This window comes from Pantoea sp. Nvir (genome assembly GCF_009829915.1).
Lineage (GTDB): Bacteria > Pseudomonadota > Gammaproteobacteria > Enterobacterales > Enterobacteriaceae > Pantoea.
The window spans coordinates 441,155-456,419 of the sequence record NZ_SZZW01000001.1; the positions used below are offsets into that span (position 1 = coordinate 441,155).

9 protein-coding genes are annotated in these 15,265 nt (G+C 39.2%); 2 read left to right on the forward strand and 7 right to left on the reverse strand.

Annotation, left to right across the window (positions count from 1 at the left end):
• Positions 1 to 1,100: 1,100 nt before the first annotated feature.
• The gene (locus tag FD729_RS01635; protein ID WP_159931545.1) at positions 1,101 to 1,646 is read right to left on the reverse strand and encodes a single-stranded DNA-binding protein; all 546 of its coding nucleotides are present in this window, start codon (positions 1,644 to 1,646) and stop codon (positions 1,101 to 1,103) included.
• Positions 1,647 to 1,874: 228 nt separating this feature from the next.
• Between FD729_RS01635 and uvrA the strand changes: the two genes are divergently transcribed.
• Positions 1,875 to 4,700: an excinuclease ABC subunit UvrA gene (gene uvrA / locus FD729_RS01640; protein ID WP_159931546.1), complete on the forward strand. Its 2,826-nt coding sequence runs from the start codon at positions 1,875 to 1,877 to the stop codon at positions 4,698 to 4,700.
• A 234-nt stretch (positions 4,701 to 4,934) separates the two neighbouring features.
• Here the strand turns inward: uvrA and FD729_RS01645 are convergent, their stop codons facing one another.
• The 5 genes from FD729_RS01645 to FD729_RS01665 form a co-directional block, all read right to left on the reverse strand.
• Positions 4,935 to 5,549 carry a YitT family protein gene (locus FD729_RS01645; protein WP_159931547.1) on the reverse strand — a complete coding sequence of 205 codons (615 nt, stop codon included), beginning with the start codon at positions 5,547 to 5,549 and terminating at the stop codon, positions 4,935 to 4,937.
• 533 nt (positions 5,550 to 6,082) lie between these two features.
• Positions 6,083 to 7,489, reverse strand: a complete 1,407-nt coding sequence (gene dnaB, locus FD729_RS01650; RefSeq protein WP_159931548.1) for a replicative DNA helicase — start codon at positions 7,487 to 7,489, stop codon at positions 6,083 to 6,085.
• 701 nt (positions 7,490 to 8,190) lie between these two features.
• Entirely contained in the window at positions 8,191 to 8,442 is a 252-nt protein-coding gene (gene pspG / locus FD729_RS01655) for an envelope stress response protein PspG (protein WP_159931611.1), read from the reverse strand.
• A 171-nt stretch (positions 8,443 to 8,613) separates the two neighbouring features.
• Positions 8,614 to 9,621 (reverse strand): tRNA dihydrouridine(20/20a) synthase DusA, encoded by a 1,008-nt coding sequence (dusA, locus tag FD729_RS01660; protein ID WP_159931549.1) that lies wholly within the window; start codon positions 9,619 to 9,621, stop codon positions 8,614 to 8,616.
• Positions 9,622 to 10,388: 767 nt separating this feature from the next.
• Entirely contained in the window at positions 10,389 to 10,601 is a 213-nt protein-coding gene (locus tag FD729_RS01665) for a CsbD family protein (RefSeq protein ID WP_159931550.1), read from the reverse strand.
• A gap of 652 nt (positions 10,602 to 11,253) precedes the next feature.
• Between FD729_RS01665 and plsB the strand changes: the two genes are divergently transcribed.
• A complete protein-coding gene (gene plsB, locus FD729_RS01670) occupies positions 11,254 to 13,683 on the forward strand; it encodes a glycerol-3-phosphate 1-O-acyltransferase PlsB (protein WP_159931551.1) in 2,430 nt (809 codons plus the stop codon).
• A 631-nt stretch (positions 13,684 to 14,314) separates the two neighbouring features.
• On the opposite strand, the gene psiE is transcribed toward plsB, so the two are convergent.
• A complete protein-coding gene (psiE, locus tag FD729_RS01675; protein ID WP_159931552.1) occupies positions 14,315 to 14,725 on the reverse strand; it encodes a phosphate-starvation-inducible protein PsiE in 411 nt (136 codons plus the stop codon).
• Positions 14,726 to 15,265: the final 540 nt, after the last annotated feature.

A 15,265-nucleotide genomic window follows, 5' to 3' on the forward strand; every position in this document is an offset into this window, starting at 1 on the left:
TCAAGTCTAAAGCAAAGTATGCAAAGAATGGTAAGGGACACGTACACAGTGGTAAAAAAGAAAAAATTACGGACGGAGCTATGTTTACTCGATCAAAAAATAATATCATCCAATCACTGGTGTAAAAGATCATCAGCATCACGATGATAATCACAGATGGATACTATATCGCTACTAGAAAGATTCTGATGCTAGTCATAGCGTTATCGGTAGAATGATAAAATAAAATGACCAAGCACCATCTATATGCTAGATGCTGAATTTTCATCAGCAGCGATGAACAGGACCGTCATATTCTAACGTTAGTATTGTCAGTCAAGTTTTTATTATCAACAGGTTGTATAAAATACAAGTATGGATACTGCTTGTGGGAAAGATAACTAATAACTGGCCTCTCTAAATTTTTTTCTATAATAGCGCATCTAGTGGCACAGTTGACTTTAAGTCTTAAAGCTTCTGAAGGAGATAGAGAAGATTAATGTAGAGTATGGCATGAAATTTCAAACGTTTTCCTTCCTTAATTTAGGAAGGACAGAGCTCGCTACGTGTTTTCTAAAGAATTGTGTATGCGGTGGTATATAAACCCTGTCGCCATTTAGCGACTAAATTTCCAAATGACAAGAATTTTCTTGATAACAAAGATATCCAAAAGCTTGCTGAGAGAGCAACAATTAGACGTAGATAATTTTGTTATCTTAGATGTCGTGCAATGAGCATCAACAAATTTATCAAATAATTTTCGTAGTACTGTAAGTGACTTTGATATTTAAAGTTATTTTTATTTATTAAGGAATATTACTATGATGCAATCTACATTCATAATTTTTGATAATGATCAAATTTATTTTGATATATTTTTTTTAAAAAAAGTTTTTTTGTGTAAAACACTCTTTTATGTACCACTATTACAGATAAAGTAAAAAACAATTGCATTCACTAGCAGTGATTAAGCTCCCTTCTTATAGAAGGGATGAATATGTTATCAAATTAGTGCACTTTTAAATAAAGTTTCAATAAATAAAAAATCCGAATCGAATATTCAAGCATATTCTAAATAGATTTGAGAATAAATTCTCATATTTAACAAATCCTAAAAAATATTAAAACGGAATGTCGTCATCAAAATCCATTGGTGGTTCGTTATTAATTTCTTGTGCGCTTTTCTGCATCTGCATCCGCGATTGTACGCTTTTGCTAAACTGTTTACTTTCTTGTGGTTGCTGCAGCTGGCACCAGCTACTGTTGCTACTCTGACCTCCACCCATTATTAATGTACCACCAGAACTAGCAATCTGGTGTCGACCACCTAGCATCTGCATAGTGCCGTTAACGTTTACCACTACCTCTGTGGTGTAACGATCTTGGCCGCTCTGATCCTGCCATTTACGGGTACGCAGCTGCCCTTCAATATAAACTTGAGAACCTTTGCGCAAATACTCACCAGCAATTTCCGCCATTTTCCCGAATAGCACAACACGATGCCATTCTGTACTCTCTTTTTTTTCACCGGTCTGTTTGTCACGCCAGCCTTCTGACGTAGCCAGCATCATGTTAGCAACTGCACCACCATTAGGCATATAGCGCACTTCCGGATCTTGACCCAGATTCCCGATAAGAATCACTTTATTTATGCCACGACTAGTCATGTTGCTCTCTCCCAATGAATAAATGCTTAATGAATCTGAAATAATAATAATTATATCATACCCAGCTAACCATCCCAATTACTAGTCAGTTCATTTAAAAGCTTATTTTAAATTCACAAAACAAAAAATACTGGATATTTAATGAGTATGTTTTTTTATCATAAAATATTATTACGTTAATCGTGTTAGTGACGTATAGAATGCGTGTTACTTAATTGGGAAATATGAATGGCTAAAATCGAAGTTCGTGGTGCCCGCACCCATAATTTGAAAAACATCAACCTGATCATCCCTCGCGATAAACTCATAGTAGTCACCGGCCTATCAGGTTCTGGAAAATCCTCTCTAGCGTTTGATACACTCTATGCAGAAGGTCAGCGTAGATACGTAGAATCACTTTCTACATATGCACGCCAGTTTCTCTCCTTAATGGAGAAACCAGATGTCGACCATATAGACGGTCTATCGCCTGCTATTTCTATCGAGCAAAAGTCTACTTCACATAATCCTCGCTCTACGGTCGGTACAATCACAGAGGTGTATGACTATCTACGTCTACTTTTCTCACGTGTTGGAGAAGCACGTTGTCCAGATCATCACACATTGCTGGCAGCGCAAAGTGTCAGCCAGATGGTGGATCAAGTGCTAGCACAGGATGAGGGACGTCGTCTGATGCTAATAGCGCCTTTAGTGAAAGACCGTAAAGGAGAACATATTAAAATATTAGAAAACTTAGCCATTCAGGGATACACACGCGCACGTATTGATGGCAAAGTATGTGATTTCTCTAATATACCGAAGCTAGAACTTCAGAAGAAACATACTATTGAAGTTATTATTGATCGTTTTAAGCTCCGCAAGGATATGGCAACGCGCCTTACTGAATCTTTTGAAACCGCTCTGAATCTTTCTAGTGGAATAGCAATTGTTGCTGATATGGAAGACGCCGCGTTTGGAGAATTATTCTTCTCAGCCAACTTTGCATGCCCGATATGCAGCTATAGTATAAATGAATTAGAGCCGTGTTTCTTTTCTTTTAATAACCCAGCAGGCGCCTGCCCGACGTGTGATGGTCTGGGCGTGCAGCAATATTTTGATCCCGAGCGCTTGGTACAACATAGCGAACTTTCACTAGCTAACGGCGCACTGCAAGGCTGGGACCGCCGTAATTTCTACTATTTTCAGATGCTACGTTCGCTTGCTAAATACTTAAATTTTGACGTTGAAGCACCGTTCAATACTCTCAGTGAAAAAGTACAGAAAGTGATCCTATATGGTTCTGGAAAAAAGAATATTGAATTTAAGTATATTAACGATCGCGGGGATACGACAGTGCGGTGCCATCCCTTTGAGGGAGTGCTCCATAATATGGAACGTCGTTATAAGGACACGGAATCCACCGCAGTACGTGAAAATTTGGGGAAGTTTATTAGCAATCGAGAGTGTGTCAGCTGTGCAGGTACACGCTTACGGCGTGAAGCACGCCACGTGTTTCTAGAGAATATTAACTTACCGACCATATCAGATATGAGTATCGGTCATGCAATAGGTTTTTTCCAGAACCTTAAGCTAAGTGGCCAGCGCGCTAAAATCGTTGAAAAAGTGCTGCAGGAAATTAAAAACCGACTTAGTTTTCTATTGAACGTTGGACTAAACTACTTGTCAATGTCACGCTCAGCTGAAACACTGTCCGGTGGCGAAGCTCAGCGTATTCGTCTAGCAAGCCAGATTGGTGCCGGTCTAGTGGGAGTCATGTATGTACTGGATGAACCATCTATAGGGCTGCATCAACGTGATAACGAACGCCTACTGAGCAGCCTTATATACCTGCGCGATATCGGTAACACTGTTATTGTAGTCGAACATGATGAAGACGCAATTCGTGCGGCTGATCACGTAATTGATATCGGTCCTGGTGCGGGTGTGCACGGAGGGCAGATCGTGGCAGAAGGGACAGTCACAGATATCATGGCGGTCGAAAAGTCACTTACCGGCCAGTTCCTGAGCGGCAAGCGCAAGATTTCTGTGCCGCAAGAGCGTGCAAAAGGCAATCCAGCGAAAACACTGAAGCTAAGTGGTGCATGCGGCAATAACCTGAAAAATGTGACTCTGACTCTACCGGTTGGTCTTCTAACCTGTATTACCGGAGTATCAGGTTCAGGTAAATCGACGTTGATTAACGATACCTTATTCCCGGTTGTACAGAATTACTTAAGTGGATCGATTCTCAGCAAAGCCGTATCTTATAGTGAGACCAGCGGTCTTGAACACTTCGATAAAGTGATTGATATTGACCAAAGCCCAATCGGGCGCACACCGCGTTCTAATCCAGCTACCTATACTGGTATCTTCACTCCGGTGCGCACGCTGTTTTCTAGCGTGCCGGAAGCGCGGTCACGCGGCTACAGTGTGGGGCGATTCAGCTTTAACGTGCGAGGCGGCCGTTGTGAAGCCTGTCATGGAGACGGTGTATTGAAGGTAGAAATGCATTTCTTGCCGGATATTCATGTGCCCTGCGACCAATGCAAAGGGAAACGCTATAGTCGTGAAACACTTGAGATCAAATATAAATCTAAAAACATACACGAAGTGCTTGAGATGACTATCGAAGAAGCACTTAAATTTTTTAATGCGTTACCCACACTGACGCGTAAGCTACAGACGTTAATCGACGTAGGACTTTCCTATCTTCTTCTCGGACAGTCGGCAACAACACTATCAGGTGGCGAAGCGCAGCGAGTAAAACTAGCTCGTGAATTGTCAAAATGCAGCTCCGGCCGAACACTCTATATTCTCGATGAACCAACTACTGGGTTGCATTTCGCTGATATTGCAAAGCTTCTGGAGGTTCTGCATAAGTTACGTGACCAAGGCAATACTATTGTGGTCATTGAACATAACCTTGACGTAATAAAGACTGCTGACTGGATTATTGATCTTGGACCAGAAGGGGGTAATAAAGGAGGTGAAATCCTCGTTTCGGGCACGCCGGAAACTGTAGCAAAGTGCGCAAAATCGCATACTGCACGCTTTTTGAAACCATTGTTAAAATGATATATAAAATCAGACTGAACGTAGAAGCGATTAATTACATTATTGATATATATTTTTTTATGAATAAAAACCTGTATATAAAAAATTTTTAGTATGAATTCAAGGGCTTCTCACAGAAAAAGCCCTTGAACTACTGGATACTTCTGCGACACGATACTCGGTATTTATTACTAATACAATTACCAACGCTGATATATATACTTAAAGTTTCCCATTAACGGGAAAATCATATTTTTAAATTATGTACCGGCCAGGACGATGATACATCGTAATAATTAAGTTTAGGAGCACCGCGCCCACGACCGATACTATTAACATCGGTACACTGACAACAAACAACGAAGCTAATACAACACAAGTATCAACAACCATTTGCAACTTCCCGGCACGTAACCCCATATGATCCTGCAGCCACAGAGCCAGAATATTAATTCCTCCTAAGCTGGCTTTATGCCGGAACAATAATATAAACCCCATCCCCATAATCACGTTACCAAACAGTGTTGCATAAATAGGATTAAGCGTAGAAAAGTGTATAAATAAAGAATGGGCATGTGTAAAAAGAGAGACAAGCCCTACTGAACAGAAAGTTTTCAGGGTAAACTCCCATCCTATACGATAGACTGAAAGCCAATAAAATGGCAGATTAACTAGAAAAAAAATACTACCGAAAGAAAGCGGCGACACATAGCTAATTAAAAAAGCTATGCCAGCAGTGCTACCAGTTAGTGCACCCGCTTGTTTCAGCATAATAATGCCAAAGGAGACCATAAGTGTGCCAAGCAGGATCGCGAGCATATCTTCAATATACGAATGTGTTATACGATCAAGCTCTACAAAGTTATCCATAGAGAGACCTTATTTTATTCAATGCTAAGTAATTATTGCCGGGCTGATGTAAGAAACTCACCAAACTTCACTTCTTATAAATTTCTGAAGAAAGAAAATCCATAAGATGAATATATCAGTAAATTTTATTTAATCTTTTATAGAGGCCCTACTGGAAAAATCTGTAAAACATACGTAAATATGATTTTTAGTTAATATGTTAACATTAAATACATCTATTTTGCACTCAATATGCACATAACGCATGTTTTTGACATATTTCGTTCTCTAGGAGCATCCTTAATTTCCTTCTTCTTAACAAATGTCTCCACACCAAGATTTTTACATGTAATATGCCAAGAGATAGTTTATTAGCATACTCATACAAGAGAAATCAGAACAGGGAGCATAATAAATCTAGTCAATATATTCAGATAATTTATCAACTAAATGTTCATTAACTCTACCATACCTAAGCCTAATTTAATTAAGTAAGATTTATAAATACAAGATGCCCGTAACATTAAATGTACCTACTTAAGGTCAGAAGGGGACTATTTATCATATGCTGGACCGGCATAGTTGTCAAAGCGAGACCATTGACCGTTAAAGGTCAGACGCACTGTACCAATAGGACCATTACGCTGTTTACCTAAAATAATTTCGGCGATGCCTTTTAGATCGCTATTTTCATGGTAAACTTCATCGCGGTAGATAAACATAATCAGGTCGGCATCTTGCTCTATAGAACCTGATTCACGTAGATCTGCATTAACGGGTCGTTTGTCGGCACGCTGTTCTAAAGAGCGGTTAAGCTGCGACAACGCCAGTACAGGCACGTTAAGCTCCTTAGCTAGTGCCTTAAGCGAGCGGGAGATCTCAGCGATCTCCTGAGTACGGTTGTCGGAAAGCGCTGGCACGCGCATTAACTGCAGATAATCTATCATAATCATACTCAATCCGCCATTCTCACGGAACACACGCCGTGTACGTGAACGCACTTCTGTAGGCGTCAAGCTAGAAGAGTCATCTATATACATATTCTTTTTTTCTAGCAAAATACCCATGGTACCGGATATGCGCGCCCAATCCTCATCGTCAAGTTGTCCGGTACGAATGCGCGTTTGATCTACACGTGACAGCGATGCTAGCATACGCATCATGATCTGCTCACGAGGCATCTCCATACTAAAAATGAGTACTGGCTTATCGTGTAACATCGCAGCATTTTCGCATAGGTTCATGGCAAAAGTAGTTTTGCCCATTGATGGACGTGCTGCGATAATGATTAGGTCCGATGGTTGCAGGCCCGTCGTTTTTTTATTTAAGTCTTGATAGCCAGTATTAACCCCGGTGACACCATCGTGAGGCCTAGAGAACAAGGATTCAATGCGCGAAATCGTTGCTTCCAGCACCTCATGAATGTTCTTTGGTCCCTCATCTTTGTTGGCACGCGCCTCAGTAATTTTAAAGACCTTGGATTCGGCAAAATCGAGCAACTGGTCGCTATTACGACCTTGAGGATTGTAACCTGCCTCAGCTATCCGATTTGCCACTGATATCATTTCGCGTACAACTGCCCGTTCGCGTACGATATCAGCATAGGCATTAATGTTTGCAGCGCTGGGCGTATTTTTCGTTAATTCCGCCAAATAAGCAAACCCACCAACTATCTTTATCTCGCCACGCGTTTCCAATGATTCAGCAAGCGTAATTAGGTCAATAGGCTGACCTGCCTCCAGCAACCGCTTCATTTCAGAAAAAATTAGGCGGTGAGAACGGTTGAAGAAATCATCTGCTACTACACGCTCAGAAACGTTATCCCAGCGCTCGTTATCCAGCATCAATCCACCCAAGACTGACTGCTCAGCTTCAATTGAATGCGGCGGTATTTTAATGCCTTCTAGGCGCTCGCTACTCTGTCTATCGTGATTTTTTTTGGTGGATTTATTGCCTGCCATATTAAATATAATACCGATCTTTTAAGGGAACGAACCAGTATACATTATGGAGACACGACCCTTATATTTCATATTTAACAATCACAGTTAGCAAAAATGATAAAATATACGCAGAATCTACCACATAGTCCGGACCTTTATGAGTTATTGCGCGAATAGATCATTATTTCTACCGATCTTTTTGTCTTTCTTAACATGCAGTGCAGTTAAAAACTATGCCATTGTTACTCAGTACATTGATACTTAATGTTCGCTACAGGTTATATTCGATTACTAGAGTATACGGAGTAAGATGAGCGTAGATAAATTTACTAGACTATGCTGGTCTAGCCTATGGAGCAAATAGCATAACTTTCAAACAGAAGCCGCTATTTGTTTTCTTCTGATAGTTTACTACTTGACTGTACCAGAATTACAAAGCACGCTAAATGTCTATTACTTCATGAGTTAACAAACAGACGGCATGACAACTAATTACCTATTATTGCAATTAATTATTTATTAAGCAAAGCGATGCTAATAAAAATCATGAGAACCCTAAGGAGCCATCAACTTCATCGTGCGTTAAGTGATTTCTATTTACTCGACAGCAACTATCTTAACAAAAAAGATATTCAGTAGAATATATATTTAATTTTAAATCAGGCATAAGTATTCAGATCAATTTGATATTTCTCATTTAATTAATATTTGTAATATCTTTATAACTTAATGATCTTTCTAAGTAATTTTAGGTATTTTTTTTCATGGTCATCACTAAAAAAAGTATGACAAATCCAAGCAGAAATAAACGCCAGAAGTAACCAAGGCAATAATTTAATTATAAGGCTCAACAAGCATCCTATAAACATTAATAATGTTGCGATTATTATCGCCGCTAATACGCCTAATAGTGATACACCTGTGACCAGCAGCACCAGGAAAAATCCCAAAACAAATATAATTTCCATTATTTTCTCCTTTTGTGATTTCTCGCAACATACCGCAAGAAGCATGTATTAAACTGATACACTGATTTTTTATATTATATGTAGAAAATGTAACGAATTTTTATAATGAAATTTCCCATTTTCTAGCGCAAATGACACCAGTCATAAGGTTTATTATTTTACTATAATGATAGATTATTTAATGTTTTCCGGCATCTTATCCACCAGCGCCAGCGCAGCTTCCACTACACGTACGTCTGCGCCAGGTTTGTAAGCGTTCTCACTTAAGTAACGACGCCATTGGTGTGCGCCGGGGAGGCCCTGAAAAAGACCAATCATATGACGTGTAATATGGCTTAGATGAATTCCTTTCGATAGCTGTGCTTCAATGTAAGGGTACATGCTGCGTACTACGGCGACTAGATTGGGAATCAACTTATTTTGACTAAAAAGCTCATGATCAACATGTGTCAGCAAGCCTGGATTTCCATAGGCCGCTCTCCCCATCATCACACCATCGAGGTGTTGAAGATGTATTTTTGCCTCCTCCAGAGATTTTACGCCGCCGTTAATAGCGATTGTCAGATGCGGAAAATCACGTTTTAATTTATATACACGCGAATAATCAAGCGGGGGGATGACACGGTTATCTTTTGGACTCAGGTTAGAGAGCCAAGCTTTACGCGCATGAATAATGAAAGTATTGCAGCCGCCACGATGTGCTACAGTGGAGACGAAATTACTTAAAAATTCGTAACTATCCTGATCGTCAATACCGATGCGAGTTTTTACAGTGACAGGAATAGACACAACCTGGCGCATTGCGTCAATGCAATTTGCTACTAGTGCCGCTTCAGCCATTAGACAGGCACCAAAAGAGCCATTCTGGACGCGACCAGAAGGGCATCCGACATTGAGATTTACCTCATCGTAACCTCGTGCCTCAGCCAGTTTTGCACATTGTGCCAAAGCGGTCGGATTGCAGCCACCGAGCTGTAATGCCACCGGATGCTCTGCTTCATTATAAGTTAGGTAGTCATCGCCATTCTTCCCGTAAATAATGGCGCTAGTAGTCACCATTTCAGTATAGAGTAGGGCATTATCTGTTAACTGACGATGAAAATATCGACAATGGAGATCGGTCCAATTCAGCATCGGCGCAACAGAAAAACGTTGGGAGGAGAAGGCAAAAGAGCTGCTCATATGAAGCGTAGAAAATCCTAACAGTGGTGATAATCAGCACAAGTATAGCATACTTTTTATAGAGATGCAGGAAGATTACTACTTTACATTTCTCCTATTTTATGCACCATTGAAAACAATTAAAGGAATGCAGCAGGAGATTTATCAGCTTATCCTAAAATGTTCTTATTACCTAACAAAAAAGCTAAATCTAAATTTACTATTTTGCTAAAAGACAATAAACTGCAATCTGTAGTAAAGACATTTCCATATCAACTTTAGCTTGATATGCTATGATATATAAGCTGAAAACCGGTGGCAGAGAAGTATAGTAAAATTATCGCTAAGCTGTTCACAGATGATTCACACAAGAAAAACGGAAGCAACATACGAGAAGAATCGTACCCCTTCTGTATTTTTTTTTAAAAAGTTAATATATTTTTATATCATCTACTCGTAGTTATTTCTCACAAAGAATGAAATTCATCCTAGTCATATATAAAATATGAAACAAAAGGTATATTTGTCTGGTTGAATTTTGACCAAACATAACAAATGTTTACTACACCCTAAATTCCTTGGGGCGGCGAGGTGATATATTCAATAGTTAGAATCTAAGAATAGTCATGCAAATATGCCTTATGTACAGATATACAGCACATACAGCTTTATCAAAGTGCATTGCGCTAAACTACCAGAACTTAAGTATGCACGCCCAAAGATGAGAAAATCTAATGGCACGTCCTTGTGCCGGCAGTTCAGGATTCCGTTTTTGGCAACATTATCTATCACCAGCGGCAATCTTTGTTCTGAGATTCCCAATCTGAAACTTCTTTTTCAGCTTTCTCCTTGGCGTAACCATAACGTTCCTGAATTTTCCCGACGAGCTGATCGCGTTTACCCTTAATAATTTGCATATCATCGTCAGTAAGCTTACCCCATTTCTCTTTAAATTTTCCTTTAAATTGCTTCCAGTTACCGCTTGCTTCATCTTTATTCATTTTAGACCTCCGCCTTACCCTCAGTTTTTCATTGTTCGAAAAATACCACGACAAAGCAAGGTACTACTATGTCGTACTCTTACAAATCAAATTGTAGTTCATAAATTACCATCTGCCAGATTATTGAATGTCAAAGACGTAAATGATGCGATCGCTTTGCTACTGATCTAATAAAAAGGCGATTTCCCAACGTACCGGCAATATGCTTTTTTGATTAAGATGATCACAAATTAATATATAAACCTGTTAGTGCATACTAATTAATGCTTTTACACTGTAACTGTCTAGTTATTATATGGTTGCAGCAACTATATACAGATTTTAATTAAATAAAATTAATAGGAAACACAACTAGTTATAGTAATTTGAGAAAGATATCACAAATTTGAATTAATAATTCTTAAAATACAGTCTTTTAAGAAGAAAAGCGTCAGTACGTAACTACGTAAACTCTATCATCTCTTTGCAACTTGTCTGATAGCTTTCACAATTCCTAACAAACTCTTGAGTATTTACTAGCTATTGCTTAGGTCAATTTTGGACTATTTAAAATTAATGTTTGAATGAAATACATGTGGCACCACCAAAGATATTCTTCAAACTTTCTGGTATGCTTTTAGCGCGTTGCTAACAAGAGGCTTAATGTTTGTCTATGTCAAGTTGGCGTAAAATCTATTATAGACTATTATATTTAGTACTTTCCTTTCCAGTAAAAAGTAAGTCAATCCCAGCTGATCTCGTTTCCGAATATGGAATCGATCCAATGCGACCAATTATTTACGTACTACCTTATAATTCTAAGGTAGACTTGCTAACTTTGCGCCAACAGTGCTTACACCATAATTTACCCGATTGCATGTCTCCATTAGAAGTCAATGGCAAATTATTGCCGAGTCATATATTTGTTCATGATGGTCCATGTGTGTTTCCTTATTTCGTACCGCATACGGGATCGGTAAGGATTTTCCATGAATATCTCGATTTGAATTACAATAATTCAGCTCTTGATATTCAAATATTGCTAGTATCAGTGATGTTTGGACGGTCACCCGGCAGAGAAGGTCATCAGGGTGATAAAAAACCGCAGCAACGCGCACTTAATATGATGGAAAAGTTTTTCGCTGTCATTTGGCATGGTCGTGACAGTTTTGTCCGTTTTTCACCTACCATTTCTCTGCGCCGAATGACGACACAACATCTCCCCGATAAGGCAATGGCTCAAAAATTGGCACGTGTGGCGCATATTCACTTCGCACGCCAGCGGTTAGCTGCTATAGGACCTAAGTTATCAGAGCGCAAAAATCTTTTTAATAAAATGCTACAGTCTAAAGCGATTGAAAAAGCAGTAGAAGATGAAGCACATAACAAAAATATTTCTCAAAATAAAGCACAGAGGAACGCCATAGAGATGATGGAAGAGATTGCAGCCAACTTTTCCTACGAGGCGATTCGCGTTGCTGACTGTGTTATGGGCTGGCTCTGGAGTCGCCTCTATCAGGGTATCAATGTCAATGGTAGCGAACGGGTACGCCAGCTAGCGGAAGATGGTCATGAGATTGTCTACGTACCTTGCCATCGTAGTCATATGGACTATCTATTGCTCTCCTATGTACTTTACCATCAGGGCCTCGTGCCCCCCCATATCGTCGCAGGAATCAACCTTAACTTTTGGCCCGCTGGCCCAATTTTTCGTCGTTTAGGTGCCTTCTTTATTCGTCGCACCTTTAAAGGAAATAAGCTCTATTCTAATGTTTTCCGTGAATATCTCAGCGAGCTTTTTAGCCGCGGCTACCCCATCGAGTATTTTGTTGAAGGAGGACGCTCACGTACTGGATTACTGCTCGATCCCAAAACCGGAATACTCGCAATGACCCTGCAGGCTATGCTGCGCGGCGGTAACCGTCCCATTACTCTAGTGCCTACTTATATTGGCTACGAGCACATTATGGAATTAGGTTCTTATGCTAAGGAGGTTCAAGGCGCAGCTAAAAAGAAAGAAAATCTTGTACAGTTATTGAGCGGACTACTTAAACTGCATAACCTGGGCCAAGGCTATGTTAATTTTGGGGAACCTTTACCTCTACTAAATTACCTCAACAAACAGGTGCCAGAGTGGTGCAAAATCATCGATCCTATTGAGCCCCAGCGTCCTAGTTGGCTAACACCAACGGTCAATGATATAGCAGCACGTTTGATGATACGCATTAACGAAGCAGGAGCCGCCAATGCAATAAATCTCTGTGTCACCGCGCTGCTAGCTGCTCGCCAGAGGTCCTTGACACGGGAGCAGCTGATCGAACAACTTAAATGTTATATTGAACTATTACGCAATGTGCCATATTCGCCGGAATCAACAGTACCAATACTTTCAGCGGTAGAACTTTTAAATCACGCCATGAGCATGAATAAATTCGAAATAAAGCATGATAATAATGGTGACATCATCACCCTTCCGTATGAACAGGCTGTGTTAATGACCTATTACCGCAACAATATCCACCATATGCTAGTGATGCCATCACTGATCGCAGTTATTATTCAGCAACATCCAAATATTAGAGAAGATGAGCTGCTATGTCAGATCCGTGTGATATATCCAATGTTAAAAAAAGAACTTTTCCTGCGATGGACTATAGATGAATTGCCAGAGTTACAAGTAGCCCTCTGTCAGGAGCTGGCACGCCAAGGCATGATTACCATTCGGTGTGGATTGTTGCACCATACTGCTGCTCGTTACTGTACTTTACAGTTACTAGCTAACGGTATCCGTGATACCATGCAAAGGTTCGCCATTACTTTTTCTATTCTTAAAGCGAAGCCTACCATTAAGCGTAGGTCTTTAGAGAAAGAGAGTTATATGCTCGCACAGCGTCTTACCGTGTTGCAACAAGGGATTAATACACTAGAATTTTTCGACAAAGCAGTTTTTACTACGCTAGTGATGACCCTTCGTACTGAAGGCTATATCAGCGATACTAGTGACGCTGACTTCGAACGTACTCAAGCTACCTGGCATATTATTGCCGATTTGGTGACCAGCGATGTACGTTCGATAATTGAAACAGCTGTTATACACAGATAATATTTACCGTTTGAAAACCAAATTATGACATGACATAGCAAGTTGCTATTCACAAAAAAGAGGCTATATAAACGATATAATTTACTCATAAATAGGCAAATAGATGCCAGATTATTTAACAAAAATATTAATAGTTTCACTCAAAAGTATAAAGTAACTACATACTGCTTAACACGCTTATAGTAGCCAAAAGTGCTGATAATTACTGCAAAAGTCTATCAGATAATCGCTTTAATATATATTAAATAGAGCCCAACAGATAGGATGAACATGGCTTAATAAAATATAGTCAATTAATAATCAAAGTATAGTAACATCGTAAAAAAATCAGCCTAAGGAAGTGGATAACAATTTCACACTATCATAGCAATCAAGGATTAAATACTAGTATCATATACCATAGTTTAATGAATATTAGATATAAATAATTTACTCGCACTCAAATGGTCATTACTCAATAATAGCATGTCATACTATAAGAAATTCTAGTGGAAGTCGCAATTAGCACTTATGACATTTAGGTATAATACTTCATGAAAGGATGATAACAGCTTCAGTTAGTACCCTTAAATCAATATATGCACAAATCGGTGGTACCTTCAATCTACTATAACATTGCTAGCAGCTGCGGTTATTCCCGTTTTAGCCGGTCACTGTTAGCTAGCCATAACGTTGCCACCAATATCAGAACAGCACCGGAGTAACAGAGCGTGTCAAAGGGATTTGTATGGTCGACGATGATTAACCGAATAATCGCTGTAATGCTAATATAGATAAAATAACGCAAAGGAAAATGATATCCAGATTGGAAATATTTAATAATTAAAGCGATAAACTCGAAATAAAGAAAGTAGATAACAATTCCTTCAATCAGCAAATATGAGGAGCTTTGCTCGCTAGTATTTAGCAAAACATTAGCAAATTGTAGCGTTTCTTTCCCTAAAAATACTGCTAGAATAACCGCTAGTGCCAATAAGCCTATGTTCAGCACCCATTGCAGTGCGTTCGAAATATATCGTCCACCAATGGGTTGCAGGTTCATCCATCATCTACCTCATGTTATTTCCTAATAAGGAAATAACCGTTAACGTGTGTTAATACAATATAAATTATAAAATATGATAAACATGAGGATAATATAAGTTAATATCGAAACGTAATAATTTACTTGGTGACACAGTTTAATAGATAAGGTTATCAGAAAATATATAAATTTAAAAGCAGGAAAATTACTTCTAGCCTGGTAATGCTATTTATAGATTACCTTTTCCTTCAGGCTGACGGTTGTACAACCACATGATATTTTGATTCCGTTCACTCGTTTTTAAGCTGTCCTTTTACTAGTATGGGATACCTATATGATGCGTAACAATATTTATTGTGCGTATTTTTTGCATCAATTTATTGAATGTTCTCAGCCACAGCTTTGAAAAGAAATATAGGAGTGGTTTTAGCTAAAATTTGTATCACAGACTCTGGTATAGAGTAGAACAGAGCAATGCTCTAATACTGTTAGTTACTCCTTTAACAACGAATGTACTAATAATAGTAAGCGGCCAGTTAGAAACAAAGAATCTACTGC